We start from the raw sequence: 25,203 nt of genomic DNA, 5'->3' as shown, positions 1-25,203 counted from the left end.
GCTTGTTCTTTGAGAGGGGCCAAAGGTTCAAGATTCGCGTCTTATGGAACGGATTTCAAGGCCCCCCTTCACTCCGAGCTTATTCGTCCAGGCACCGGGTCTCTATTCTTCGAGACACATGTTCCAGATACTTTCTCATGGTGCTGTTTTTACGACTCAGTTCGTGATCCACTTTTTTAACCGCGTAGATCACCGTGCTGTGGCTTCGGTTAAAGGCTTGGGCAATCACGTTCAGAGACTCTTTGGTGTATTTGCGACACAGGTACATGGCCAGCTGGCGAGCTTCAGAAATGCGTCGGCTGCGCGCCTTGGACCGCAAGTCCTCTTCCTGAAGGCCAAAGCTCTTGCAGACCGCTCCGGTCACATGCGCAATGTCCAACGTGGGCAGATAATCCAAGATGGTCTGTGTCACCTCCCGAGCCAAGCTCACCGAGATGGGAATGCCCAAAATGCTGCTCTTGGCCATCAGACCCACAAGACAGCTTTCCAATTGCCGCACATCGGTGGTGACGCGATCCGCGAGAAACTCCACCACCTCCATGGGCAGATGCACATTGTCATAGGCCGCTTTACGACGAATGATTTCCTTGCGCATTTCAAAATCCGGCCGATCGATGGGCGCGACCAAAAGTCCCCCAAGACGAGATCGCAGCTCTCGGTTGAGTTTGGGAATGTCTTTGGGTGACGTCTTTCCCGTGCAGATGATGCGCCGGCCTCGATCCAACAATTCATCCAGCGTGTAGATAAGCTCATCCTGAATCTTGCGTTTACCGGCGAAAAATTCCACCTTTTCCAGTAAGAGAATATCGCACCCATCTCGGTAGGTTTTCTTGAAATCCTCGATGCGGTCGCGCCGCAGAGCCGCCACCATTTCGTTGGTGAACTGTTCCGCCGTGACATAGCGCACGCGCAGGTTAGGGGCTTGACGGGTCAGAAGATTACCGACGGCATGGGTGAGATGACTCTTGCCCAAGCCGGGGTCGGCCATGAGATAGACGGACTGATGATGAAAACCGTGCTGGGCCGTCATGGCCCTGCACGTGGCGTAGGCGAATTGGTTGGATTGGCCGACGACGAACTGATCAAAGGTAAATCGCGGATTAAATACCGAGCGCACGGGTTGGCCGATGTCCATAAAGGTCAGCTGGCCGGATGGGCGCTCTCGAATCTCCTCTTCCTCCTTCTCCTGAGGCTCGTCTTCCGAAACCTGCGGAAGGATTTCAAACCGGCATCCCTTCAGCTGAGGAAAGCGCTCCTGAGCCGCTTCCAGGATGCGGCCAGACAAGTGCGCACGCACCCAATCCGCATGGAATTTGCTCCGGCATCCCAAGGTAAGGCAATGTCCGTCAAAGCGAACGAATGAAAGGGTGGCCACATAAAATTCGTATTGCCCATTGGATAGGCCCTGCCGAAGCTTTTCGCAGACGGCTTTCCATTCATTCTCCATGACCTCAGCCTCCCCAAACAACTTGCTCCCATGCCCTTCACCCCCCCCACGCCCACACCTCGCCGCCTGGCCCAGGACCTTAAGGCGATTGCGCGCAATCAGGGGGGACGGGGAAAGAGCCTTAACGACTGGATGCAACCGGAATTATCTTAGAAACCTCAAATTGCCAGTGCGAGCCTTGCGTCTCCTCGGGTGCGTAGTTAGCGGTTTTTTGGCGGTCGGTCAAAGTCCGTCTTCCTTCGTCTGCCGTCGTCGAGGAGGGCCTGCGAGGTTTGAAAAACTTTCGGAATGCACAGATGTTAGGCGAGCATCTCATGCAACTGACGGATTCAAGAGGCATTTACCCATGAAAGGTTTTCCTTCGGGATATCGTTCTTTTGGGCTTTGACGCGTGGGAGTGTGTCACCCCGTTTGATCATGGAACCTCGTGCAATCTCTTTCTTTCATAGAAATTCGTCGATTTTCATCTTCGACTCCCGTGAACCCTTGCACGTCTTGAATCTTTTGAAGGTTATGCTAGGCTGAAGCCACCTGCGAAGACGGAAAAGGGGAAGCACCTTGAAAATCCCGACCATGATTGAATGCTTGGAAATTTTGCAAAGGGTGAACCTGCCCGCTCACATCGTGGCCCACAGCCTTCAGGTGGCCCGATGCGCCGTGACTCTGGCCCGCCATCTCAACGGCAACAGCCATCGGCTTCACCTGGACTTGGTCTGCGCCGGCGGGCTTCTTCACGACATCGCCAAGGACATCTCGCTCAAGACCGGAGAAAACCACGCTCATCTGGGCGCTTCCATGCTGGAAGAGATGGGCCTGAGCCTTGTTGCCCCCATCGTGCGCGACCACATTTTTTTGGATGAAAGCATGCTGAAGGCCCCTTTTTCCGAGTCCATCGTGGTCAACTACGCCGACAAGCGCGTCAAGCACGAAGCCATTGTGCTGCTGGACGAAAGGTTTGAGGACTTGCTGGCCCGCTACGGCACCACACCCGAAAAACTGGCCCATCTCAAGCGCCGCTGGCAGCTCTACAAGACCCTGGAACGCACGCTTTTCGCCCATACGTCGCTCAAACCGGAACAGCTGGCGCAGGAAGCCGCTCACTTGAGCGTGGAGTCAAATCTTGATTTGTGAAAACCGCATGGAGGAGGGGAACATGGCCGGGAACAGGCTGAGGGTTGCGCTGTTGGCCGGAGGGGTATCCGCCGAAAGGGAAGTGTCGCTCAAGAGCGCCCAACAGGTCTTTCACGCCTTGGACAAGGAAAAGTACGACGTGGTTCGCTACGACCCACGGGAAGATCTTCCGCGCCTGGTTCAGGACGCGCCGCACATCGACGTGGCCCTCATTATCCTTCACGGTCGTATGGGAGAAGACGGCACCATTCAAGGTTTTTTGGATTCTTTGGGGATTCCGTACCAAGGGAGCGGCGTTCTGGGAAGCGCCGTGGCCATGAACAAGATCGTCAGCAAGCGCCTTTACCAGCAGGCCGGCATTCCTGTGGCTCCGTATGTGGTAGTCGATCGGGCCAAACCGCCGACCTTTGAGCGCATTGTTCAGGAGCTGGGTCTGCCCGTGGTCGTCAAGCCGGAACATGAAGGATCCAGCATTGGGTTGAGCATTGTGCGTTGCGAAGATGACTTACCTCAAGCCCTGGCGAAAGCATGGGGTTACGATCGGCGATGTCTGGTGGAAAAGTACATCGCCGGCATTGAAGTCACCGGTAGTGTTTTGGGCAATGACGATCTACAGGCTCTGCCCCTGGTGGAAATCGTTCCAGGAGACCGTCATGAATTTTTTGACTATGAAGCCAAGTACACGCCGGGAGCCTCCAAAGAAATCTGCCCGGCGCGCCTCTCCTCGCCGCTGACCCAAAGGGCGCAGGAACTGGCGCTGAAGGCTCATCGCGCTCTGTGCTGCCGAGGCTACAGCCGAACCGATATGATGGTGGATCTTGAGGCGAAAGAAATATATGTCTTGGAAACCAACACCATTCCGGGCATGACGCCAACGAGCCTTTTTCCGCAGGCCGCGGCCGCCGCGGGGCTTTCCTTTTCTCAATTGTTGGACCGACTCATCGCTCTGGCTCTGGAAGACAGAAGGTAAGTGCCAAGGGACAGGCACCAGGTGATACAGATCGCCGTGACAAGGCGCGGCACCCACAGCCAGAAAGGCGGCAATCCCAGAGGCAGAAACAACATGGGATCTTCCACCATGGAATGATTGACCCCGATGGACAGATGCAGCGCCTCCAGTTCACGTCGTGTCAAGGCGGCATTCTTGGCTTCTTCCACGATGACCGCTCCGCCGTAAGCCAACCCGAAAACCACCGCGGTCATCCACAGAACGCCCACCCGATGGGATAGGCCCATGACCCTCAACAGGGGGCCAAGCGCCTTGACGATCCATTGAATCCAATTGCGGGCCTTGGCCACTTCCAGCACGATCATGATGCCCATGATGATGACGAAAATCTTAAGACACAGTTGAGCTGTGGCCACAATCCAAGCCAGCGTCATGTCCATGAACCCTTGTGACGCCGCTCGAGGCACCTCTCCCGCTGCCACGTCATGAGGGGTGGTGCCGACGAAAAACTGCAACACATAAACCGTGGCCACAGCCGCTCCCACGCGCACCAGCACGGCCTTCCAGGCTCGAGTGCCCGATTTGGACTGAATGATGGTTTCCTGAATCATGTTGTGACAAATGAGAATAAAATTGGCCAGAAGGATCATCTCCCCCGTGGTGAGGGGCAAAACCGACATGGCGGCAATTCCACCGTAGACACTGGTCAGGCCGCCCACGATCAGAGGCACGGCGCCGATGGCCGAAAGGCCCAAGTGATGCATGAAGGGTTTGAGCTGCACCGTGATGGCATCCAGCACGCCGGTCCATGCCAGCAGCGCGGTGCCATAGGAGACGGGAATGACGATCTTGGCCATCCATAGAAATCCGGACAGACCCTTGAGAGCCCCCTGCTTGAAGACTTCACGCGTGGTTGCCATGTTTGCCTCTTCCCGTGCCCCTTCCTTTATGCTTGGGTGAAGTAGCCTCGAGGGGCCCCCACGTTGTCAAAGGCGGAATTGAAATTGCGGTACAGGGAATGGTGGTCCCGAATGCGGTGCCACTTTTTAATGTATCCGGGAGGAAGGTCCTTGACCATCTGCACGCCTTTCCATTGTTCCGGCATGGGAAAGGCGTAGTAAGGGAGGTCCTCGGGAACGCCTCGCACCAAAACCACTTGAGGTACCACCCATTCCAGATAGGCCAGATAGAGGCGGTGCATGCCGTCATTGATGAGGTTCACCAATCGGCCGTTGCGTTCCACGGATTCTTCCACTACAGGAGGCAGCAGATCAATGGCTTCGTCTTCTCCCTCCAGCCAAATCTTTAGATAACCATTGAGATGAAACAGATCGAAACCAAACCGCTCCAGTTCCCACTTGAGGTGACGCACCTTTTGCAACTCTTGAATCAGAACGTAACGCTGGGCCGGATACAGGTCTTCCACGGGAATTTCTTCCAAACTGATGGCCGCATCGCGGTACACATAAACGTCGGGTCTTTTGAGCAGCGTCACCCGCCGCAACCGCTCCAGCAACTCCTCTTCACCACGATATTGCACTTGCACAACGCGCGGTTCCATAAGCCTGCCTTCGCTCAAAAGAGGAAAGCCCGCTGTTGGCGGGCTTTTCTGTGGGTGGGGTGGTAACCCCAGAATAAATGGTGGTTGTGGTGGCGAGGCCCAGAATCGAACTGGGGACACGAGGATTTTCAGTCCACTGCTCTACCGACTGAGCTACCTCGCCAAAACCGTGCGCGAACTTACAGGATCACTCTTGTCCTTGTCAAGGACTTTATCGTGGCTCCTCTTCTTCGTCTTCGTCAGGCTCGATGTAAAAGCCGTCTTCCAGTTCCAAGACCAAACCATCCACCGCCAGATCTTCGTCCGCGGCCGCCTTCTGCTGACCTTCCTCAGGCTTGAGTTCCTCCGTCAAAGCGTCCAGATCCAGGATGAATTCCCCATCCTCCGGAGTTTGTGCGGATGGCACTTCCTTGGACACCCCTTCTTCCAAACTGAATTCCTGCACGGCCAGCCCGCCATCGCGCTCTTCCATGAGGATGAACACATCCTCATCCTTGTCGTCCTGGGCGGATTCATCAACAGTTTTCAGATCCTTCTCATCCAGAACATGGCCCTCTATGGACAAGACTTCCTCCACAGGCGCCTTCACCTCGGATGGGGACATCGGCTCAAGCTTCAAGGGGGTCTCGTCAGGGGCTTCTTTTTCCATGTCTTTGAGAAGACCGTCGGCCGACTCCAATTCGCGGCGAAGTCTTTCCAGAGCCTCATCGCTCAGGCTTTCTTCGTTTAAGGTTTCCATGAACTCGGGGGCATCTTCCACATCGGCCAGGTCAAACACTCCGGCCTTCTCTTGCCCTTCATCGTCGCCCTCGATCTTCAAGTCCACGTCCTGCAACCCCTGTTCAAAACTTGGGAGCTGTTCTTCCAAAATGGATTCTTCGCCCGAACCCTGCTCCGTTGAAGCCGCCTCGGAGGGCTGTGGCGCAATCAGCACCTCTTCGCCTTCATCTAGCAATTCCAGGGTGATTTCCTCTGGCTTTTCGTCCAGGTCCACCTTGAGGTCAATTTCAGCCAATAGATCCAAGGCTTCCCCAGACTCAGGGGACGACGTTTCCAAGGCGGCCGCCGCAGCCTTGCTTTTTTGACTCTTCCTGAGCATGGCCTCCACGAGAAAGGACGGCACCGCCGGAGCAAAATCCAACAGATTGAGATCGTGGCGCACTGCTTCCAAGTCCTTTCCGCACTTGGCGCAGGACCGCACGTGATCAAACCCGATAAAACCACACTTTGTACATTTCATGGCGTCTCCATCCTTGCTTCATTTTGGGCCTATTTGTGAAACGCCTGTTTCCAGAGAACCTCGACGGCGGCCAACACCGCTGTGCAGGCTGTTTCAAAGCGCAACACATGCTTGCCTAAGGATACTGGGATAAAACCTCGCGCTTGAAAGGCTTGACGTTCACCATCCGTCCACCCGCCTTCGGGCCCCACCGCCGCCACAATGCGGTGAGCCAGCGGATAGCGATCATGAAGGGCTAGAAGGTTTTCTCGAGGTTCCGCTTCACAGGCGAGAAGCCGGATTTCGTTGACCGCATTCGGCGGCCTTTCTTCCAACCGAACCCACACGTCTTCTAAGGAATCTTCACTGCACACGATGGGAAGCCACGCGCCGCCACATTGGCACAGAGCCTCTAGTGCGATTTTATGGTACCGTTTCAACCTTTTTTCTTTCTGAGTCCCGTGGACGCTGTATTGGCTGCGTTCCGACGCAAAGAACCACAGTTCGCCGACACCCAGTTCCACGGCCTGTCGCACCACAAGATCCATGCGGTCCGACCGTGCCCATGGAATGAGCAGCACCGTGTTGATGGCCTCCCGAGGCTCCTGCCACACCTGCATGATCTCCAAGACAACTCGCCCCTGTCGATACTCACGAATGATGGCTCGAGCTTTTCTCCCCTGGCCGTCGCAGAGTTCCACCGCGTCATGGGGGCGATGTCGAAGAACTCGCCAGACGTGATGGGACACTTCGGGATTCAAGCAAACCGTCACTCCCGGAGCTTCCAAGGATTCATAGAAAAACCAACGGCGCGTCATCTCATTTCAGCTTATCACAGAGCCCCATGCCCAAAAGCGGCGCTTGAGCCCGTTCTTTCTGGGTGGATCGAGGGCCTTGCAGCGTAAGCCTCAATGGGCCTGCCCTTCTTAAAGGCCCAGACTTTCAAAATACCATTGCGAAAGGCGTTCTCCCCAAAACACGTAGCAGATAGCGCCCAGCGAGAGAAACGGGCCATAGGGAATGCGCGTCACCAACCCCTGTCGGGATCGCGCCATGACCAAAAGCCCCACGGCAGCACCTACGAGTGAGGAGACGAAAACGGTGAACAACACCCCCTTCCACCCGATGAAAGCTCCGATCATGGCCAGCAGCTTGATATCTCCACCGCCAAGCCCGTCCTGTTTGCGCCATCGCTGATAGCCCCAGGCCACCGCAAAAAACAGCCCGCCGCCCAGCACCGCACCTCCAAAGGACTCGACCCACGTCATGTGAGGCAACACAGCGGATGCCCCTAGACCCAGTATGAGACCGCCGAGAGACAACACGTCGGGGATGAGATAGGTGTCCAGGTCGATGAAAGTAATAAGCAATAGCAGACTTCCAAACGTGAAAAAGACGAAAAAGGACGCGCTCCATCCAAACAGCCGCCACAGCCCCGCAGTCATGAGTCCCGTCAAGAGTTCCACGGCGGGATAGCGCCAGGAGATGCCCTGTCGGCACTGACGGCATCGGCCTCGAAGCATCACAAAACTGATGATCGGGAGATTGTCGTACCAGCGAATGAAGGCGCCGCAGGCAGGACAACGCGATGGCGGGGACACAATGGATTCGCCTTTGGGCCACCGGTGAATGACCACATTGTAAAAGCTTCCTAGGCAACACCCTACCAGGAACGTGGCGGCAGATCCGAGCCAGGAGGGCAATGGTTCATAGTCCATACACCGGTTCCTTCCACTTCCTAGGATTCCACAGGGGCTTTGTAACGACAACCTGCACGGGCGCAGGTGATGTATTTATCGCCTTTCTTACCTGCCTTTTCCAGCAATGCCGGAGAACCGCAGTGAGGGCAGGTGCCGGCAATGGGTCGATCCCACAATACCACATGGCATTCCGGATAGCGCGTGCATCCGTAAAATTTCTTCCCCTTCTTGCTGTAGCGCTCCACAATCTCCCCATCGCAGCCTTCTCGAGGGCACGCCACCCCCAGACTTACAGGCCGCGTGTGCTTGCACTGAGGGTACGCGCTGCAGGCAAGGAATTCACCGAACCGGCCTTTTTTCAACACCATGGGACTGCCACATTTGTCACACATTTGGCCCGAGAATTCCCGCTCCTCCAATTGGATTTGGCCTTTTTCGTCCCGGCGATAGTTGGACGTGAATCGGCACTGTGGGTAATTGGCGCAGGAGAGAAAGGGCCCGTTGCGGCCGAACCGTATGTGCAAAGGCCCATCACACTCCGGACAGTTGACCCCCGTGGGCAGGCCGGCCACCTTGAGGTTTAGCATGTTCTTTTGGGCTTCGCTCAGTGTGGTGCGAAAGCGTTCGTAGAATTCCTCCAGGACTTTGAGATACGGGCGTGTGCCGTTTTCCACCTCGTCCAGACTGTGCTCCATTTTGGCCGTAAATTCCACATCGACGATCTCGGGAAAATGGGCCGTCAGGAGATCGTTGATCAGCAGGCCCAGTTCGGTGGGCGCCAGGTGTCTGCGGTTTTCCTGCACGTACTCGCGGTCCACAATGGTGGTGACAATGGTCGCGTAGGTGCTGGGACGGCCAATACCTCGTTCCTCCAGTTCCTTGATCAAACTCGCCTCCGAATATCGAGGAGGGGGCTGCGTGAAGTGTTGTTTGGGAACGAGTTTGTGAAGATTCAAAAGTTGTCCTTCCACAAGCGCCGGAAGGCGTCCTTGAGCCGTTCCGTTCTTTCCTTCGGCCTCATCGTCGTCACTTTCCGTATAAAGGACCATGAAGCCTGGAAAATCCACAACGGATCCCGTGGCACGAAACCAGTGGACACGGCCGCCTCTTTTTCTCGCTCCTTCGCACGATATTCCATCCCCTTTGTCCTGTCCCTTGGCTCGGGCTTCAATGGTTACGGTGGTTTGAGCAATCTGTGCAGGGCTCATTTGACAGGCCACGAACCGCTTCCAGATCAGGCTATAAAGAGCCAGTTCGTCTCGGGACAGGAACTTTTCCAAGGATTCCGGGGTTCGCGCCACATCGGTGGGCCGAATGGCCTCGTGAGCGTCCTGCGCTCCGGCCTTTGTCTTGTACACATTGGGCTTGGAAGGCAGATACGGAGCACCGTAGCGCTCGCCGATGTAGGCTCGAGCGGCTTTGAGCGCCTCGTCTGAAAGGCGTGTGGAGTCCGTGCGCATGTAGGTGATCAATCCCACAGCGCCTTCATGGCCGATGTCGACGCCTTCGTAGAGTCTTTGGGCCACGCGCATGGTTTTTTTTGCCGGAAAGCGCAATTTTCGCGCCGCTTCCTGTTGCAGCGTGCTGGTGATGAAGGGTGGGGGAGCGTTCTTGCGGCGCTGCTTTTTTTCCACCTTGAGCACGTGAAAGGTATTCCCTTCCAGGGCCTTGAGCACCGCCTCCGTCTGCTCTTTGGAGCGCAGTTCGCATTTCTTGGCCCCGATGCGCCACAGCTTGGCTTCAAAGAGCTCCGCCGTGTCCGTGACACCCTCATCCCGCTTAGGGGATAGCTCGGCCGTGATGCTCCAATATTCTTCCGGAACGAACTGCTGAATTTCTCGCTCACGTTCGCAAATGAGTCTCAGGGCCACGGACTGAACTCTTCCTGCACTGAGCCCCCGTTTGACTTTTTCCCAAAGAATGGGAGAGATGAGATAGCCCACAAGCCGATCCAGAATGCGCCGGGCTTGTTGCGCATCATAGAGGTTTTGATTGAGTCGCCCCGGATTTTGCAAAGCCTCTCGAATTGCCTTGGGTGTCAGTTCGTAAAAGAGCACCCGGTAAAGGGGCTTTCCGTTGATTTTCAATTCTTCGGCGATATGCCATGCAATGGCCTCCCCCTCCCGATCCGGGTCGGGCCCGAGATAGACGGCTTGGGCCTTGGCGGCCGCTTCGTTCAGTTCCTTAAGCACCTTTTTCTTGGCGCGCAGGACCTGATACTCGGGCTTGAATTGGTTTTCCACGTCGATGCCCAGCTTGGTTTTGGGCAAGTCCTTGACGTGGCCCACGGAGGCCTTCACGATGAAATCCTTTCCCAGGTACCGGTTCAGTGTCTTGGCTTTCGTGGGACTTTCCACGATCAAAAGCGATGGCGCCATGCTTCCCCCATTGATTCTCGATCATTTCTCCATTCGGCATTTCCGATGAAGTGCTGAAGAGAATTTGTCAGGTGTTTTCAGAAAGCCGCATAAAATACTTACCTGGCATCTGGCGCACAAGCCCTTTGAGTTCCAGAGAGAGCAAGGTTGCCGTGACCACGGAGGCATTCAAGCCGCTCTCACGGCACAGTCGGTCCACATGGACGGGTTCATCGCCGAGACATTTCAAAAGAGCCACTTCGGCACCGGACAAATTCGAGGGCGTTGATTTGGGCGCGACGGCTTGGGCCTGGATGGGCCGTGCCATGGGACGAATCATGGGTTGGATCTGTTCCAGAATGTCGTCGGCCGTTTCCACCAGGGTGGCACCCTGGCGAAGCAAAAGATGAGGTCCCAGGCTTCTCATATTCCGCGCCATGCCCGGGACGGCAAAAACCTCACGGCCCTGCTCCAACGCACATCGCGCTGTGATAAGCGAGCCGCTTTTTGCCGTGGCCTCCACCACCACGACCCCTAGGGCCAGACCGCTGAGAATGCGGTTCCTTTGAGGAAAATGCCCGGCCAAGGGCGGTGTACCCAACGGAAATTCCGTTAGTAGCGCACCGTGAACCATCACATCGGCTCGAAGGTCGGCGTTGGGGCGAGGGTACAGCACATCCAATCCGCAGCCCAGAACCGCTAGAGTGCGCCCTCCTCCTTTGATGGCCCCACGATGCGCGGCACTGTCGATTCCCAAAGCCAAGCCGCTCACCACCGTGACACCCCGCCGTCCCAGATCGGCACAAAGCCTCTCCGTAAAGACAAGTCCCATGGGTGAAGCAGACCGGGATCCCACAACGGCAATGGCCACAAGGTCTCGAGGTTCCGGAGCGCTCGTGGCGTAAAGAACTGCGGGAGGGTCGGGAATGTTTTTCAGGTTTTGTGGGTAATCCGAATCCCCTAGGCAGATGAGTCCCCAGCCGCGATCTCGCAGGGCACGCCATTCCTTTTCCACGGGGCGAATCGTGCGGCCAGCTCGCAGAGCCGCCTTCGCTTCCCTTCGCAGCCCGGAAACGGAATCCAGATCCGCCGTGGCTCGCGCCGCCCAAGCCGCCTCGGCAGACCCAAAACGCTCCAAAAGCCTCAAGATGGAAGTGTTGCCCAATTCCGGGGTGAGCTTGAGCGAAAGCCACGCTCGCGTATTCTTGTCCAACTCGGCTCGCACGGTAGGGTGACCCTCAAAAATCTTCTTGAGGATTGCTCCTTAGTGCACGCCGTCTTTTTTGTCAAACCATGATCCTTCTCGAGAACCCCTTGGGACTTCGACGGTGTCAGATGCCGTAAAGTCATGAACCGATTTCACAAAAAGATCTAGTCTTTTTTGTTGCCATTTTTTTCAGTGCCTGAATCGGGGTTATGAGGCCGATATTTTCTGAGGGATGTGGTGATGAGAAAGCCCGCCGTAGTGAGTCAAAGCTTCTTTTGGTTGAGCTGCCGTATGGAACCAGGTTTGCGACAATACCTCTTTGATTCGGCCGTAGAATCGTTCGACCATTCCGCTAGTTTCAGGGTGGTTCGGTTTCATGAGGCGGTATTGGATGTTGTCTTGGGCACAAACGTGGTCCAAAAGATAATTGCCCGTGGGCCTGCGTGAGCCGGTGGCGCAGAAGCGGTTGGTGAACTCTTTGCCGTTATCCGTGAGCCCGTTAGCCATCTTGAAAGGCGCTTTTTTCACGAGGTTTTTGAGGAAGGAACTGGCCGAGGCGGCGGATTTGTCGGCCCTGATTTCAAAAAATCCCAAAGGGTGGCTCGTTCCATGGTGACGAAGACGAATTTGTGGGCGGCTTCATCGGGCATGTGCGGCAAATACTTAACGTCGACATGGACTTAGCCCAGCTCGTATATTTGAACGATTTGATAACGGCCCTTTCAGCACCTTGTTCCTGCAGGGCGAGCTCGTAGAGGTTAGTCGCCCCGTGTCGGCGAAGGCCGCGATGGAGTCCGGAACGCGAGACCTTTAGGCAGATGTTTCCACGGGTAGCGGCCAGGAGGTCATCAAGTGGCAGCAACAGAGTGGTTCGCAACTCCACCACAACACGTTCTTGGATGGCCGACATCGTGGCATGTAAAGTCGTGGGCATCGTGGGGCGGTTTTCACAACTGTCGCGGTGTTTCCATCGACGCACGGTGGCTCTGGTGATCCCGTACTGGCTGGTAAAAACCCACTCTGATAGGGGGACTCCTGCATCTCCTTGCGGATGCCCGAGGTGGTTCCAGCTCTTTTGTGTATACCTACAAGCACGTTGCCGTCCATGTTGCGTTTGAAACCGGGACGGTCAGCGCCTCGCAGGCACGAAACAGATATAACACGGGACCCGACAACTCTTCAGGCTCGACCCGAAGTCTAAAGTCCGGCCCGAAAGATTCCACCAACTTTCTTAACCAGCCCTAAACAGACCGCTCGTCAAATGCACTGCTAAGAGCCACGGCGAAGCGCTTTGGGGAGCGGGGATTTTTTCAGCTTTGCAGGATGGCTTTCGGCCCCGAGGGCTCGTCGGGGCCGAAAGGTCATGTGGGTCTTATAGCCGAGCGGCGAAAAACTTCAAGGTCGGCTTGTCTTCCGGGAGCGGTAGCCGGTCCGTGCCGGACCCGTCTTCTTGAACAGGCCAACATGGGCCTTTCTTACCCAGATCCGCATATCGCAGGGCATTCATGTCCTTGATCAGTTGCACCGCTTCATCAAAGGCCTGGGCTCGGTCGGCCGGCGCCAGATTGGCATTCAATCGGCGAAGCAGTTCTTGAATGAGATCAAAGTCCGGCTTGGCTTCACCTGGAGGGGCCATGACAGGCATGAGCTTTTGGACACGCCGCTCGCAATTGACGGCTGTCCCTTCCTTTTCCATGAAGGGAGCTCCGGGCAGCACCACGTGGGCGTAATCCACCGCTCGCGTTTTGACACAATCCTGGACGATAAGGAGGGATAACTTGGCCAAAGCGCTTTCCACTGCACGTTCCGGCAAGCCCAATTCAAAGGGATCCACACCGACCACATACAGGGCCTTGAGATCCCCCTTTTCCACCGCTTCAAACATTTTCGGCCAGCTCAGGCCGGCGTCGGCCGGAACATCCACGCCCCACAGATTGCTTACCGTCTTTCGCGCCGCCGCCTGCGCCACACTGCGATATCCCGGCAAATACTTGGGCCATGCGCCAAAGTCCGCGGCTCCTTGGCCGTTTCCGGTCACGCCCATGGCCGCAAAGCCGCCTCCCGACACGCCCACGGATCCCAAAAGCATCTGCAACGCCGCTCCCATGCGGTACAGGGTTTCACTGGCGGGTTCCTGAGCCATATCCGCCCCGTAGATCAAAAAAGCCGGCCTTTGCGAGGCATAGAGTCGAGCGGCTTCTTGAATTTCTTGTTGGGAAAGGCCCGTGCGTTCCGCCACGTCCTGCAAGCTGATCTTTTCCAAACTGCGTTCCAGTTTGTCAAATTCCTGCGTGTATTTTTCCACAAAGGCGTCATCGTAAAGCTTTTCCGTTACGATGACTTTAAGAAAACCGCACAGAAGACTGGATTCCGATCCGGACCGAATGGCCAGATGGCGCTCCGCATTTTTCGTCAACCCCACACGATCCGGATGCGCCACAATCATCACGGCGCCTTCCCGCACCGCCTTGCGAGCGCGCAAGGCTGCGATGGCATGCTTTTCCAACGTGTTGGATCCTAGAACGAGCAAGCTTTTGGCCAATGCGATGTCGTCCAGAGGATTGGTCATGCCGCCCAAGCCCAGAGCACTGCTCAGCCCTTCATAGAGTGGCAGCTGCCACGGCCCGCCCACGTTGTCCACATTGTTGGAGCGCAAGGCACCACGGGCCAACTTCTGCAGCAAGTAATATTCTTCGTTGGTGAGCATGCCGCCAGCCACAATCCCGACAGCCGAGCCTCCATGCTTTTCAACAATTTCGGCCAGCTTGGTCGCCGCCAGATCTAAAGCCGCCTCGGTGGACGCCGGGGCGTGTTCGCCTGAAGATTCGCGCACGAGTGCGTGCCGAAGCCGATTGGGTGTGTTGACGAAGTTGTAGTTGAAACGCCCTATCTTACACAGGGCCCCTGTGTTGGCCGGAGATTCAAAGTCCCCGTGGACCGTCACAACTTTGCCTTTGTGCGTATCATAGATGGCCCCGCATCCCATGGGGCATTGCAGACAGATGGTCGCGCCTTTGTGCAACTCCCATGCGCGCACTTCATAACGGCCCGACCGAAATCCGATGGCATCCACGGGACAAAAGTCCGCACAATGGCCGCAGAATTCACAGCCGGCATCCTGCAAGGGTAGTTCAAAGGCTGTGGAGATGCGCTGTTCAAAGCCGCGCCCCACCTTGGTCCAAATGTCGGCTCCTTGCACGTCGTGACAGGCGCGAATGCATCGGCGACACAGCACGCACTTGTTCATGTCGATGTGCAGGTAGGGATTGGGATCCGAATCCACGGGATGTTTGTGCCGCTCTCCAGGATAAGCGTCAGGTTTGACGCGATGCCGATAAGCCAACTCCTGAAGCTCGCAGTCCCCTGTGGCTTGGCAAGTCATACAGGCATTGGGATGATCCGACAGCAGGAGTTCTAAAATGGTCTTTCGCGATTCCTGAACCTTTTCCGAATCGGTTTCAATGACCATACCCTGGCGGGCCGGAAAGACACAGGCGGCAACAAGCGTCGACCACCCTCGACGCACATCCTCCACGACACATATACGGCAGGCTTCTTCCAGAGGCAGATAAGGGTGGTAGCACAACGTGGGTATGTACACTCCGGCCTTCTTTGCCGCATCGAGTATGGTCGCGCCCTCTTCCACCTGCACTTCCTGGCCATTGATCTTCAACGTGATCGTTGCCATATGTCCCATCCCTCTTCCGGTGCTTTCCTTTCGTTTCACGGATCCGCGCCTTGCAAAGCCGCCTCACTTGGCTTTTTTTTCTTTGCCACCATGCGCTCGCGAAATGCCTTTTTCCTCTGAAATTCCACCAGAGCTTGACAGACTCCGGCGCGGCATTCCTTCTTTTCAATGTGCTCCAGAAACTCCTCCTTAAAATACGTGATCGCGCTCAGCACCGGTTTGGTGCTCGCCATGGCGAATTGACAGAACGGAGCATAGATCATGGTCTCGCACAGAATGCCAAGCTGCTCCAGATCGTCCATGGTTGCCCGCCCGCCCACAATGCGCTCAAGGCTCTCTGCCATCCTTCTAATGCCCAAGCGGCAGGGAACACATTTGCCACAGGAGAGGCCTTCTTCAAAATCCAGAAAGTACTTGGCCACCTCTACCATGCACACGCTTTCGTCGATGGCGGCCAAAAGCCCGCTGAAGCGATCGTACAGGATATCGGGGCGATAGGAACGGTCCGGATTGATGGAAAGGTAGGGAAAAAGAAGGCGTCCCTTGACCAGGGTCTCACGGACAACTTCTGCGGCCGCCTGCGGAGGCACACCCAGATAGAAAAACCCTTTCTGAGGAAATCCAAGAAAAGGTCCCTGGCTGCATGTGCCCGAACACCCCGTCTTGGCCTCTCCGACCTTGATTTCCAGCCCGTGTTCCTGCAAAGCCTTTTCCAGAGATTCCCTCAAGGCAGCAGCATCGCACGAACAGTCCCCTCGCGGAGTGCACACGGTCACGCACGCCTTCTTGGACGCGGGATCACAAAAGGCCCGCCCACTCGAAAGCGGTCCGCGGTCCAGTTGCTTTGGCGCTGGCGTCACCATCTCCACCGCCGCACGAACACTGACCCGAACCTTTTCCCGAATATCCTGCTTGAGATCTCTTAACCGTTCCAGCATTGTTCTATCCTTGTTCCGTTTCAGAAGGCAGCGGCGCTGTGGCTAGGGCAGCACCGCCACGGTCGCCTCCGCAAGCGCCACAAAGCGATCGGGAAAGATACCCACGTACACCATGGCGATGACCAGCGCGGCACTCATAACCCGCGTCCAGGGATCCACGCGCACGGGAGGGTATTCTCGAACAGGTTCCAGAAGATAGGCAGCTTTGATGACAATAAGATAGTAGTAAAGGGAGATGGTGGCATTGATCATGCCGATGATGACCAGCATAAGGTATCCCTTTTCCAAGGCAGCCGCAAAGACCAGAAACTTTCCTGTAAAGCCCAGCGTGGGCGGAATGCCGGCCAAGCCAAAGAGCGCCAGCATGAGGGTCATGGCTAGTATGGGGGAACGCTTGTGCAGGCCCGCCAATTCACGGATCTGCAGATTGTGCCCATCGGGGGCCACTCGAATGATGACCATGAAGCAAGCAAAGTTCATGATCAGATAGGCCAGAGCGTAGTACACCGCGCTGGAATAGCCCCGCTGGGTCATGCACAGAATGCCGATGAGCATGTAGCCGGCATGCGCGATACTGGAGTAGGCCAAGAGCCGCTTGATGTCCTTTTGCACAATGGCCACCAGGTTGCCAAAGGTCATGGACAAGACCGAGAGCACCACGAGGATCTGCACGAGGAGTTCCGACTGCCCCGTGCTCATGCCCACAAACCGAATGACCATGGCCGCAGCCGCCATCTTGGATGCTGTGGCAATGTAGGTGGTGACTTGATTGGCCGCGCCCTGGTAGACGTCCGGAGCCCAAATATGAAACGGGAACAAGGCCTGCTTGAAGAAAAAGCCGCCAAGCGCCAGCAATAGGCCCACAAGAGCTGCGGGTTGATGCAGAACGTGCGGAAGTTTCTGCACGATGTCCGCCACATAGGTGGTGTGGGTGACGCCGAAGAGATAACCCATGCCAAAGATCATCAGGGCCGAAGCCGTTGCGCCCACCATGAAATACTTGATGCCCGTCTCCACGTATTCATCGGCCCGGTGCCGCATGGGAACAAGCAGGTAGAGCGAATAGGATGACAGTTCCAAGGCAATGTAAATGGTGAGCAGTTCCACGGCGCTCACCAGCATCATCATGGCCAGGGTGCAGACGGAGAGCAAAAAGTAAAACTCGCCGTGCTTTCTCGGCTCAATGCCCTGTAGCTCATTGCACACCAGAACCACAAAGAACATTCCCAAGGCCAAGAACACCTTGAACACTTGGCTGAACAGATCCACCCTGTAGGAGTCGAAAAACAGGAACCCCTCCATGCGGGCGCACGCCACCGTCACCGCCAGCCCGATGCCCGCCAAAGGCACCGCCCAGCGGTAGAGACGCCTCGGGTCCGCTTGCTTTTCCAAAGAACAGATGAAAAACACGGACGCCACGGCCACATAATACAGTTCAGGGGTAAACAGGGTCCATTTCATCATGACCAAATCATCCCTCGTCTCGCTACAGGCTGTTCACGAAAGGAACCACGGCACTTTGAATCACGTCGAGAATGAGCCTTGGGAAAAGGCCATAGAAAATCAAAATGCCCACCAAAATAATGCGCGGAGACGCTAAGAAAAGCGGCACATCGGGAATGTGTTCCCACTTGGGATTCTTGTCCCCGTAAAAGGTTTTCTGCACCACACGCAGCATAAAAAGAGCGCTTACCACCAGCCCCGAGACCGCCAAAATGCCACGCACAGGATAGGTTTTCACCGCAGAAATAAACACCAAAAGCTCTGCCCAAAAACTGCTCATGCACGGCACGCCGATGCCGCAGAAGGCTGCCACGATGAAGAAGGCCGACGCCTTGGGCATGGTTTTCGACAAACCACCCAGTTCCGGAATCATCTTGGTGTGGGTCTTGTCGTAGATGTAGCCCACAGCAGAGAAGAAAAGGGCAGTCATGATGCCATGAGAAAACATCTGAAAGACGGCGCCGTTGATGCCATCCACCGTCATGGTGGCCAGGCCCAGGCCCACAATGCCCATGTGGGACACACTGGAATAGCCAATCACATACTTCAGGTCCGTCTGGGCCAAACCCACAAAGGCTCCGTAGACAATGCCGATGGTCGCCAGCAACGCCATCAGATCCGCCCAGTACACCAAGCCTTCAGGACACAGGGTCATGCCCACGCGCAAAATGCCGTAAGCCCCCAGTTTCATGAGCACCCCCGCGTGGATCATGCTCACCGCCGTGGGCGCCGCCACATGGCCCACGGGAGACCATGTGTGGAACGGCCACACACCCGCAAGAATACCGAAGCCAAGGTAGAGCATGACAAAGGCGATGCGCTGCACTTGCACGTCAAAGCCCAATCTCTGCAGTTCAAAGAGATCAAAGGTGGTGCCGCCGGCCACGGCCCAGAGATACAGAATGCCCGGAAGGATCAACGCGCTTCCCGCAAGCAGGTACAGAGTGAGTTTCATCGCGCCGTATTCCTTGCGGGTGCTGCCCCAGATGGCAATGAGCGGGTACATGGGAAAGAGCGAAACATCATACCAGACGAAGATAAAGAACAGGTCCATGCTCATGAAGACGCCATAGACGCCGGCCACCAGCAGGTACGTCAAGGCAAAGTATTCCTTGACGCGCTTGTCCAATTCCCACATGGTGAGCACGCCTGTGAAAAGCACCACGGCCGTCAGCAGAATCATGGGCACATTCATGCCGTCCGCCGCCAAGAAATAGTAAATGCCCAGGCTCTTGACCCACAAGACTCGCTCCACGAACTGAAGGCCGCCTTTTTGCGGGTCAAAGGTCAGGTAAAGGTACAGGCTGAGCGCCAGCCCTAGGGCGGCAAAACCCAGACTCACCTGCTTGACCAACTTGGGCCGGTCATGGGGAATGAAAAGGATGACCAAAAGGGCCACCAGCGTGGAAAAGAGGATCGCCGAGAGAATCGGAAACTGCGCAAATTCCATTGCTGTCATAAGCATGCCCACTCGCGTCTAAACGTTCCCTTCGCTCGATTCGCGCCGCAGCCTCAGGTCGCCGCCCCTACAAGGCAAACACCAAGACCAGCACCCCTATGGCGGCTACCATGAGCACCAAATTGTATTGGAGCATCCCCGACTGAAGGAAGCTCACCGCACGGCCCCCTCCAACCGTAAAGCGACAAATGCCGTCGATGCCTCCGTCGATGACGCGGCGATCGTTTCGCGTAAAAATATTGGTGAAGCCACAGTAGACCAAAAGATCCAAAGCCTTGCGGTAGAAATGGTCCATGTACCAGCGGTTGGCAAAAAGCGCTTCCACAGCCGGAAACTTGCTGAGAAACCCTTTTTGCGAGGCCTTTTTCCAGCCAAATTCCAGGTAGGCGAAAAACACACCGCCCACCGCCAAGCTCACCGCCGTGATCAACAGCAGGTAGTGGCCCAGTCCATGGCCTCCATGTTCCGGCGCTTCATGGCCATGGGCCACGGCTCCGTGCCCCAGGAGGTAGCCCTGCAATTCGTTTTGAAAAAAGCCAAGCCCCAGCGTGATGGTCGCCAGAATCATGCACGGCCAGGCCATGGTCCAAAACACATGGCCATGATGACCCCCGCTATGATGGTCTTCATGATGAGGAGCCCCTTCGGCCGACGGGCGCGGAAAGAGAATGAAAAAAATCAGCCGGAAACTGTAGTAGGCCGTCATGAGCGCGCCGAGGAGTCCGGCCCCGAGATAAATCTTGTTGGGATACCCGGCCAGCACGCCGAGAATGGCTTCCTTGCTGAAAAAGCCGCTAAAAGGAAAGATGCCCGCCAACGCCAGGGCGCCGACCGTCATACAGATCATGGGAATGGTCAACTTACGGCCTCCACCCTGCCCAATTTCCCGCATATCGTTGGTGTGGTACTCGTGAATGAAGATGCCGGAACACAGGAACAACAAGGCTTTGAAACCGGCATGGGTGGTCAGGTGAAACACTCCGGCAAAGTACCCCCCGGCCGCCAGGCTCATGACCATGAACCCAAGTTGGCTCACCGTGGAGTAGGCCCAAACCTGCTTGATGTCATAGGTGACCATAGCCATGGTGGAGGCCAAAAGCATGGTGATGGTGCCGATAATGAGCGCCACCGCCATGGCATCGGGTGAAGCGGCAAAAAAAGGAAAGATGCGACTCATGAGATACACGCCCGCGGCGACCATGGTGGCCGAATGGAGCAACGCACTCACCGGCGTGGGACCTTCCATGGCGTCCGGCAACCAGGTCAGGAGCGGAAACTGGGCGCTTTTGCCCACTACGCCGCAAAAGATCAGCAGAGCGCCCAGGGTCACCACCCAGGGGTGAATGTCCCCGGCCTGCGCTGCTGCGTTCATGTGTTGAATCCCTAAGTCTCCGAAACCCAAAAGGACGGTGATGATGCCCAAGAAGAAGCCAATGTCTCCGAGCCGGGTCATGACAAAGGCCTTCTTACCGGCCTGCGACGCGCTCCACTTTTCATAGTAGTAGCCGATCAGCAAGTAGGACGCGAGCCCCACCAGCTCCCAGAAGATGTAAAGCTGCAGCATGCCCGGCGCGATGACCATGGTCATCATGGCCCAGGCGAAAAGAGACTGAAAGGCATAGTAGCGGCTGAAGCCGGGATCCCCGTGCATGTAGCCGATGGAATAGACCTGCACGAGAAAACTGATGACCGCCACAATGGTCAGCATGAGCAGACTCAGACGATCCAAAAGGAATCCAAAGGGAATGACCATGTCGCCGGAAATGATCCAAGCCCATTGGTATTCCACGGCCTCCGGGGCGTGGCGCAGCGTGAGGAGCAGGTACAGGGTACTGCCCAAACACACCGTAATGGCACTCACCGAAATGGCGCACGAGACTCTCGGGTAGGCTCGAGTAAAGATGAGGATCACCGCCATGGACAGAAACGGTAAAGTGGCACAGGTCAAAGCCGCGGTTAATACGGAATCATGCGGTAGCCACATCATGAACATCGTCCTTCACACGCTGAAGTTACGGATGAGAAAAAGCACACCAACCATGACGCCTGGGCTCTCAGCCGCGCAACCGCTGAGCCCGTTCGATGTTGATGGAGCGCAGCCTGCGGAACAGCGCCAGAATGAGGCTCAACCCGATGGCCGCCTCCGCCGCCGCAATGCCCATGACAAACAGGGCCACAATCTGACCCACAGCCGGCTCGGGCGCCAGAAAGCGGTTAAAGGCCATGAAATTGAGATTTGCGCCGTTGAGCATGAGTTCGATGGAGATGAGCATGCCGATGAGGTTTCGGCGCATGAGCACCCCGAACAGTCCCAGGCTGAAGAGTGCCGCCGCGATGATCAAATAGACGCTGAGTGAGTTCACGAAGACAACCTCCGGCTGAATCCTGTGGTCACTATGGCACCGATGATGGCCACCAGCAGCACCAGGGAGATGACTTCAAAGACCAGCGCGTAGCGCGTGAGCAACAAGTGGCCGATGGTTGTGATGGTCCAGTCCGCCCCCCGTTCCGCCGCCGGTTTCCACGCCGTTTTCCAGGCCACGGCCGCGATGGCCACAAAGAAAATGGAAGCCGCGCCGATACCCGCCGCCAGTTTGGGCATGCGCCTTTTGGGCACTTCCAGATGCAGAGGGCGGGAGAGCATGATGGCAAAGACGATAGCGATGCAGATGGCTCCCACGTAGATTAGAAGCTGCATCAAAGCGAGAAAGAAGCTTCCCAGGTAAAGAAAAAGCGCCGCCACACCGCTCAGGCACGCAATGAGGCCTAGGATGTTGTAAACAATGTTTCGAGGAAACACCGCCAGAGCGGCGCCTCCAATGACAATGCCCACCACCACCCAAAAGACGGCATGGGCCAAGCTGTCGACAAGTAAAGACCCGCTCATGATCGGCTTTCCTCCATCCTCAAGACCAAGTCCACCACACCATCCCATCGAGAATCGCCGGCCAATTCGAATTCCGTAGAAAACTTCAGGGTCTGGGTGGGGCAGCTTTCCACGCACAGTCCGCAGAGGCTACAGCGCGTGAAGTCGATGACATAGTGGGTGGCGATCTTGCCACTGCGGGCGTGCGCCTTCACCCCTTGAACCTTGATCACGTTCGACGGACAGACCCTCTGGCACGTTCCACAAGCAATACAACCGTGGGTTCCTGTTTCCGGGAAAATTTTAAATTCAATGTGCCCTCGGTATGCCGGGGACATTTCCAGGCGCTTTCGAGGGTACTGCACCGTGACCACCGGCTTGAAAAGAGCCCGGCCCGTCACCTTCATCCCTTCGATGAGGCTCCAGCCTCCCAGCACGATGTCTTTCCAGTATCCCATAGCCGCCCTTTAACTCCGCTTATGCCTTTGTCGTCCTATCGTCCTTAGCCCCTGGTCCCATCACACGATCTTGAGCACCAAGGCCGTGATCACCAGGTTGAGCATGCTGAGGGGAATGAGCACTTTCCAGGAAAAGTTCATGAGCTGATCGAAGCGCACGCGCGGAAACGTCCATCGAAACCACATGAGCACAAAAAGCAGCACATACGTCTTGGCCAGGAACCAAACCACGCCGGGAATCTTGAAGCTGAACCCAAAGGGCCCGTGCCATCCTCCAAGAAAGAGGCTCGTCGCCACGGCGCAGACGATAAACATGTTGGTGTATTCGGCCAAGAAAAAGAGGCCAAAGCGCATGCCGCTGTATTCCGTATGAAACCCGGCCACCAGCTCCGATTCCGCTTCGGGAATGTCAAAGGGGGCGCGGTTCGTTTCCGCTGTTGCGCAGATAAAGTAAATGATGGCCGCCACAGGCTGCAGAAACACGAACCAGATGCGCTGTTGCGCCATGACCAATTCACTGAACCGGAACGAATTCACCATGAGCACCACGCTCATGACCGAAAGAAGCAAAGGAATCTCGTAGGCCACGGCCTGGGCTACGGAGCGAATCGCCCCGAGAAGCGCGTACTTGTTGTTGGAGGCCCAACCGCCCACCAAAATGGCCAGCACACTGAAGGTGGAAAAGGCAAAGATCAACAGCAACCCCACATTCATGTCTCGAATGATGAGGTTTGGCCCAAAGGGCAGGACCAAAAAGGCCACCAGAACCGGCATGAAGACCAGGACGGGGGCGAGCGCATACAGCTTGCGGTCGGCTCGCGACGGCGTGATAAGTTCCTTACCCACCAGTTTGATGCCGTCCACAATGGTCTGCAGCAAACCGTGCGGCCCCACTTCCATGGGACCCAGCCGGACCTGAATGTGACCGGCCACTTTACGCTCCAGCCAAACGAGAAAGAGGGCATTGAGCTGGCTGAAAGCAAGGACGATGACCAGGCCCACAATGAGCCTCAGCCAAAAGGCACCCGAAGTTGCGGTGGCTTCCATCATGTGCAAACAATCTCCTTCCAGAGGTTGGTGCGGGCCGTCTTTTTCACAACCCAGGATTCATGGGCGGTCCCAAAGCCCCCTCAGCGATCGATTTCCGGAACCACAATATCGATGCTGCCCAGGATGGCGATGGTGTCAGCCACCAGGGTTTCCCTCAAAACCTCGGTCAAGCAATGGAGGTTGCCGAAGCTAGGCACCCGCACATGGACTCGATACGGATAAGGGCTGCCATCACTCACGAGATAGTAAGCCGTCTGCCCTCGGGCGCTCTCAAAGGCAAAGTACACATCGCCTCGAGGCGGCGTGAGCTTCAGCCGCACGCGTTCCTGGCGGTACGCTCCACCGGGAAGCTGATCCAAAGCCTGCTCGATGATGCGGCAGCTCTGCTCCATCTCTTCCAGGCGCACGCGATACCGGTCCAGAGCGTCCCCCTTGGTCCCCGTGGGAATCTCGAAATCGAACCTGTCGTAGACCTCGTAGGGTTCCACCTTGCGCATGTCAAATGGCACACCGGCGGCACGAAGGTTCGGCCCGGTGACGCCGAAACGGCGCGCCAGGTCCTTGTCGATGATGCCCACATCACGCACCCGGTGAATGAAGATGATGTTCTTGGTCACCAGATTGTGGTAATCCGGCCACCGGCTTCGCAGCCTTTTGATGAAGGCTCGAGTCTGGTCGATGAACACCTCATCCACATCGCGAGCCACGCCGCCAAACCGGCAGTAGCTGTACGTCAGCCGAGACCCGCTGACCCGGTCCAGAATGTCCAAGATGTTTTCACGATCGTCGAAGCAGTACAGGAACGGGGTGAAAGCCCCCAGGTCCATGAGAAAGGTGCCGAACCACAAAAGATGGCTGGAAATGCGGTTGAGTTCCGCGCAGATCACTCGAATGTACTTGGCCCGCTCCGGCGGATCGATCCCGGCAAGCTTTTCCACGGCCAGGCAAAACCCGTGGTTGTAGAGCAGCCCTGAGAGATAGTCCATGCGGCTGGAATTGGGCATGAACTGCAGGTACGTGCGGTTTTCTCCCATCTTCTCATGGCCGCGATGCCCGTAGCCGATGATGGGATCCGCTTTCAAAATGTATTCGCCATCCAGGGTGAGAAGCACGCGCAAGACACCGTGCGTGCTCGGATGCTGAGGCCCCAGGTTGAGACTGTAGAGCTGCTGCTGGACCGGTTGAGGAAAGTGTTCAGCCATAAACCTCTTCCCGTTTGCGGTAAGCGTGAACCGTACCGAAATCCTTGCGAAGCGGATAATAGTCCGCGTCTTCCGGAAGCAGAAGCCGCCTGAGATCGGGATGTCCACGGAAGCTAACCCCGAAAAATTCCCAGGCTTCGCGTTCTTGCCAAAGGGCCGAGTCGAAGATGCCTGTCACCGAGGGGACTTCGCCGTCATGCGGGCACAAAACCCGCACCGCCATGCGCGCCCGCGGTTCGTAGGTGTTCATATGATAGACCAGTTCCAGCGTGTCTTGAAAATCCAAGCCCGTCAAAGACTCCAGGTAAAAACCGCACGCATTGAAAATCTTCATGACCGATAACAAGGATTCCGGAGTACAGGAGATGGTCCAGGAAACCCCGGATCGAAACTCCACATCCTCCCGAAGAGCCCCCTCTCCAAGCTGTTCCCGAAGGCGCCGCACCGCTTCGTCTTTTGCCGCCATGA

The 25,203-nt window shown here is 56.4% G+C and carries 21 protein-coding genes, 1 tRNA gene and 1 pseudogene; 2 read left to right on the top strand and 21 right to left on the bottom strand.

Annotated features, from left to right (window positions below):
* Positions 1-79: 79 nt before the first annotated feature.
* Complete coding sequence (gene dnaA / locus EDC27_RS07610; protein ID WP_123290003.1) at positions 80-1,447, bottom strand: chromosomal replication initiator protein DnaA; 1,368 nt, start codon at positions 1,445-1,447, stop codon at positions 80-82.
* A 558-nt stretch (positions 1,448-2,005) separates the two neighbouring features.
* Here dnaA and EDC27_RS07605 point away from each other — a divergent pair.
* Positions 2,006-2,578, top strand: coding sequence for an HD domain-containing protein (locus EDC27_RS07605; protein ID WP_148045708.1), 573 nt, complete (start codon positions 2,006-2,008; stop codon positions 2,576-2,578).
* Positions 2,579-2,600: 22 nt separating this feature from the next.
* Positions 2,601-3,548 (top strand): D-alanine--D-alanine ligase family protein, encoded by a 948-nt coding sequence (locus tag EDC27_RS07600; RefSeq protein ID WP_123290001.1) that lies wholly within the window; start codon positions 2,601-2,603, stop codon positions 3,546-3,548.
* Here the strand turns inward: EDC27_RS07600 and EDC27_RS07595 are convergent.
* The 20 genes and pseudogenes from EDC27_RS07595 to EDC27_RS07500 form a co-directional block, all read right to left on the bottom strand.
* Positions 3,500-4,447: an iron transporter gene (locus EDC27_RS07595; RefSeq protein ID WP_123290000.1), complete on the bottom strand. Its 948-nt coding sequence runs from the start codon at positions 4,445-4,447 to the stop codon at positions 3,500-3,502. The two genes, EDC27_RS07600 and EDC27_RS07595, sit on opposite strands and share 49 nt — an antisense overlap.
* A gap of 26 nt (positions 4,448-4,473) precedes the next feature.
* Positions 4,474-5,088: a hypothetical protein gene (locus tag EDC27_RS07590; protein ID WP_123289999.1), complete on the bottom strand. Its 615-nt coding sequence runs from the start codon at positions 5,086-5,088 to the stop codon at positions 4,474-4,476.
* A gap of 87 nt (positions 5,089-5,175) precedes the next feature.
* A tRNA-Phe gene (locus tag EDC27_RS07585) sits at positions 5,176-5,251 on the bottom strand.
* 48 nt (positions 5,252-5,299) lie between these two features.
* A complete protein-coding gene (locus EDC27_RS07580) occupies positions 5,300-6,328 on the bottom strand; it encodes a hypothetical protein (protein WP_123289998.1) in 1,029 nt (342 codons plus the stop codon).
* Between the two features lie 29 nt (positions 6,329-6,357).
* Positions 6,358-7,125, bottom strand: coding sequence for an RsmE family RNA methyltransferase (locus EDC27_RS07575; RefSeq protein ID WP_123289997.1), 768 nt, complete (start codon positions 7,123-7,125; stop codon positions 6,358-6,360).
* Between the two features lie 108 nt (positions 7,126-7,233).
* The gene (locus EDC27_RS07570) at positions 7,234-8,025 is read right to left on the bottom strand and encodes a prepilin peptidase (RefSeq protein WP_123289996.1); all 792 of its coding nucleotides are present in this window, start codon (positions 8,023-8,025) and stop codon (positions 7,234-7,236) included.
* A 20-nt stretch (positions 8,026-8,045) separates the two neighbouring features.
* Complete coding sequence (topA, locus tag EDC27_RS07565; protein ID WP_123289995.1) at positions 8,046-10,385, bottom strand: type I DNA topoisomerase; 2,340 nt, start codon at positions 10,383-10,385, stop codon at positions 8,046-8,048.
* Positions 10,386-10,452: 67 nt separating this feature from the next.
* The gene (gene dprA, locus EDC27_RS07560) at positions 10,453-11,589 is read right to left on the bottom strand and encodes a DNA-processing protein DprA (RefSeq protein WP_211334815.1); all 1,137 of its coding nucleotides are present in this window, start codon (positions 11,587-11,589) and stop codon (positions 10,453-10,455) included.
* A gap of 39 nt (positions 11,590-11,628) precedes the next feature.
* Positions 11,629-12,666: pseudogene (locus EDC27_RS17145) on the bottom strand (IS481 family transposase).
* Positions 12,667-12,943: 277 nt separating this feature from the next.
* Positions 12,944-15,259 (bottom strand): molybdopterin-dependent oxidoreductase, encoded by a 2,316-nt coding sequence (locus tag EDC27_RS07550; RefSeq protein WP_170161679.1) that lies wholly within the window; start codon positions 15,257-15,259, stop codon positions 12,944-12,946.
* Positions 15,260-15,294: 35 nt separating this feature from the next.
* Positions 15,295-16,197, bottom strand: a complete 903-nt coding sequence (locus EDC27_RS07545) for an NADH-ubiquinone oxidoreductase-F iron-sulfur binding region domain-containing protein (protein WP_123289992.1) — start codon at positions 16,195-16,197, stop codon at positions 15,295-15,297.
* 42 nt (positions 16,198-16,239) lie between these two features.
* Positions 16,240-17,661, bottom strand: a complete 1,422-nt coding sequence (locus EDC27_RS07540) for an NADH-quinone oxidoreductase subunit N (protein WP_123289991.1) — start codon at positions 17,659-17,661, stop codon at positions 16,240-16,242.
* Between the two features lie 22 nt (positions 17,662-17,683).
* The gene (locus EDC27_RS07535) at positions 17,684-19,165 is read right to left on the bottom strand and encodes a complex I subunit 4 family protein (RefSeq protein WP_245994335.1); all 1,482 of its coding nucleotides are present in this window, start codon (positions 19,163-19,165) and stop codon (positions 17,684-17,686) included.
* Positions 19,166-19,226: 61 nt separating this feature from the next.
* Positions 19,227-21,146, bottom strand: a complete 1,920-nt coding sequence (locus EDC27_RS07530; protein ID WP_123289990.1) for an NADH-quinone oxidoreductase subunit 5 family protein — start codon at positions 21,144-21,146, stop codon at positions 19,227-19,229.
* Between the two features lie 67 nt (positions 21,147-21,213).
* Positions 21,214-21,522: an NADH-quinone oxidoreductase subunit NuoK gene (gene nuoK, locus EDC27_RS07525; protein WP_123289989.1), complete on the bottom strand. Its 309-nt coding sequence runs from the start codon at positions 21,520-21,522 to the stop codon at positions 21,214-21,216.
* Positions 21,519-22,046 carry an NADH-quinone oxidoreductase subunit J family protein gene (locus EDC27_RS07520; protein ID WP_123289988.1) on the bottom strand — a complete coding sequence of 176 codons (528 nt, stop codon included), beginning with the start codon at positions 22,044-22,046 and terminating at the stop codon, positions 21,519-21,521. The genes nuoK and EDC27_RS07520 overlap by 4 nt, the downstream gene beginning before the upstream one ends.
* Entirely contained in the window at positions 22,043-22,483 is a 441-nt protein-coding gene (locus EDC27_RS07515; protein WP_123289987.1) for a NuoI/complex I 23 kDa subunit family protein, read from the bottom strand. The genes EDC27_RS07520 and EDC27_RS07515 overlap by 4 nt, the downstream gene beginning before the upstream one ends.
* Positions 22,484-22,543: 60 nt before the next feature.
* Positions 22,544-23,530 (bottom strand): NADH-quinone oxidoreductase subunit NuoH, encoded by a 987-nt coding sequence (gene nuoH, locus EDC27_RS07510; RefSeq protein ID WP_211334828.1) that lies wholly within the window; start codon positions 23,528-23,530, stop codon positions 22,544-22,546.
* Between the two features lie 83 nt (positions 23,531-23,613).
* Positions 23,614-24,735, bottom strand: coding sequence for an NADH-quinone oxidoreductase subunit D (locus tag EDC27_RS07505; RefSeq protein WP_123289985.1), 1,122 nt, complete (start codon positions 24,733-24,735; stop codon positions 23,614-23,616).
* Positions 24,728-25,201 carry an NADH-quinone oxidoreductase subunit C gene (locus tag EDC27_RS07500; RefSeq protein ID WP_170161678.1) on the bottom strand — a complete coding sequence of 158 codons (474 nt, stop codon included), beginning with the start codon at positions 25,199-25,201 and terminating at the stop codon, positions 24,728-24,730. Before EDC27_RS07500 ends, EDC27_RS07505 begins: the two co-directional genes overlap by 8 nt.
* Between the last annotated feature and the right edge of the window lie 2 nt (positions 25,202-25,203).

The sequence above is a fragment of the Desulfosoma caldarium genome, from assembly GCF_003751385.1.
Classification (GTDB): Bacteria; Desulfobacterota; Syntrophobacteria; order Syntrophobacterales; family DSM-9756; genus Desulfosoma; species Desulfosoma caldarium.
This window is presented reverse-complemented; position numbering and strand designations above follow the sequence as displayed.

What these genes read in the sequence shown, in the direction of transcription:
- dnaA (WP_123290003.1), bottom strand. Translation starts at nt 1,447, where the DNA reads ATGGAGAATGAATGGAAAGCCGTCTGCGAAAAGCTTCGGCAGGGCCTA.
- EDC27_RS07600 (WP_123290001.1), top strand. Translation starts at nt 2,601, where the DNA reads ATGGCCGGGAACAGGCTGAGGGTTGCGCTGTTGGCCGGAGGGGTATCC.
- EDC27_RS07595 (WP_123290000.1), bottom strand. Translation starts at nt 4,447, where the DNA reads ATGGCAACCACGCGTGAAGTCTTCAAGCAGGGGGCTCTCAAGGGTCTG.
- EDC27_RS07590 (WP_123289999.1), bottom strand. Translation starts at nt 5,088, where the DNA reads ATGGAACCGCGCGTTGTGCAAGTGCAATATCGTGGTGAAGAGGAGTTG.
- EDC27_RS07580 (WP_123289998.1), bottom strand. Translation starts at nt 6,328, where the DNA reads ATGAAATGTACAAAGTGTGGTTTTATCGGGTTTGATCACGTGCGGTCC.
- EDC27_RS07575 (WP_123289997.1), bottom strand. Translation starts at nt 7,125, where the DNA reads ATGACGCGCCGTTGGTTTTTCTATGAATCCTTGGAAGCTCCGGGAGTG.
- EDC27_RS07570 (WP_123289996.1), bottom strand. Translation starts at nt 8,025, where the DNA reads ATGGACTATGAACCATTGCCCTCCTGGCTCGGATCTGCCGCCACGTTC.
- topA (WP_123289995.1), bottom strand. Translation starts at nt 10,385, where the DNA reads ATGGCGCCATCGCTTTTGATCGTGGAAAGTCCCACGAAAGCCAAGACA.
- EDC27_RS07550 (WP_170161679.1), bottom strand. Translation starts at nt 15,259, where the DNA reads ATGGCAACGATCACGTTGAAGATCAATGGCCAGGAAGTGCAGGTGGAA.
- EDC27_RS07545 (WP_123289992.1), bottom strand. Translation starts at nt 16,197, where the DNA reads ATGCTGGAACGGTTAAGAGATCTCAAGCAGGATATTCGGGAAAAGGTT.
- EDC27_RS07540 (WP_123289991.1), bottom strand. Translation starts at nt 17,661, where the DNA reads ATGATGAAATGGACCCTGTTTACCCCTGAACTGTATTATGTGGCCGTG.
- EDC27_RS07535 (WP_245994335.1), bottom strand. Translation starts at nt 19,165, where the DNA reads ATGCTTATGACAGCAATGGAATTTGCGCAGTTTCCGATTCTCTCGGCG.
- EDC27_RS07530 (WP_123289990.1), bottom strand. Translation starts at nt 21,146, where the DNA reads ATGATGTGGCTACCGCATGATTCCGTATTAACCGCGGCTTTGACCTGT.
- EDC27_RS07520 (WP_123289988.1), bottom strand. Translation starts at nt 22,046, where the DNA reads ATGAGCGGGTCTTTACTTGTCGACAGCTTGGCCCATGCCGTCTTTTGG.
- EDC27_RS07515 (WP_123289987.1), bottom strand. Translation starts at nt 22,483, where the DNA reads ATGGGATACTGGAAAGACATCGTGCTGGGAGGCTGGAGCCTCATCGAA.
- nuoH (WP_211334828.1), bottom strand. Translation starts at nt 23,530, where the DNA reads ATGGAAGCCACCGCAACTTCGGGTGCCTTTTGGCTGAGGCTCATTGTG.
- EDC27_RS07505 (WP_123289985.1), bottom strand. Translation starts at nt 24,735, where the DNA reads ATGGCTGAACACTTTCCTCAACCGGTCCAGCAGCAGCTCTACAGTCTC.
- EDC27_RS07500 (WP_170161678.1), bottom strand. Translation starts at nt 25,201, where the DNA reads ATGGCGGCAAAAGACGAAGCGGTGCGGCGCCTTCGGGAACAGCTTGGA.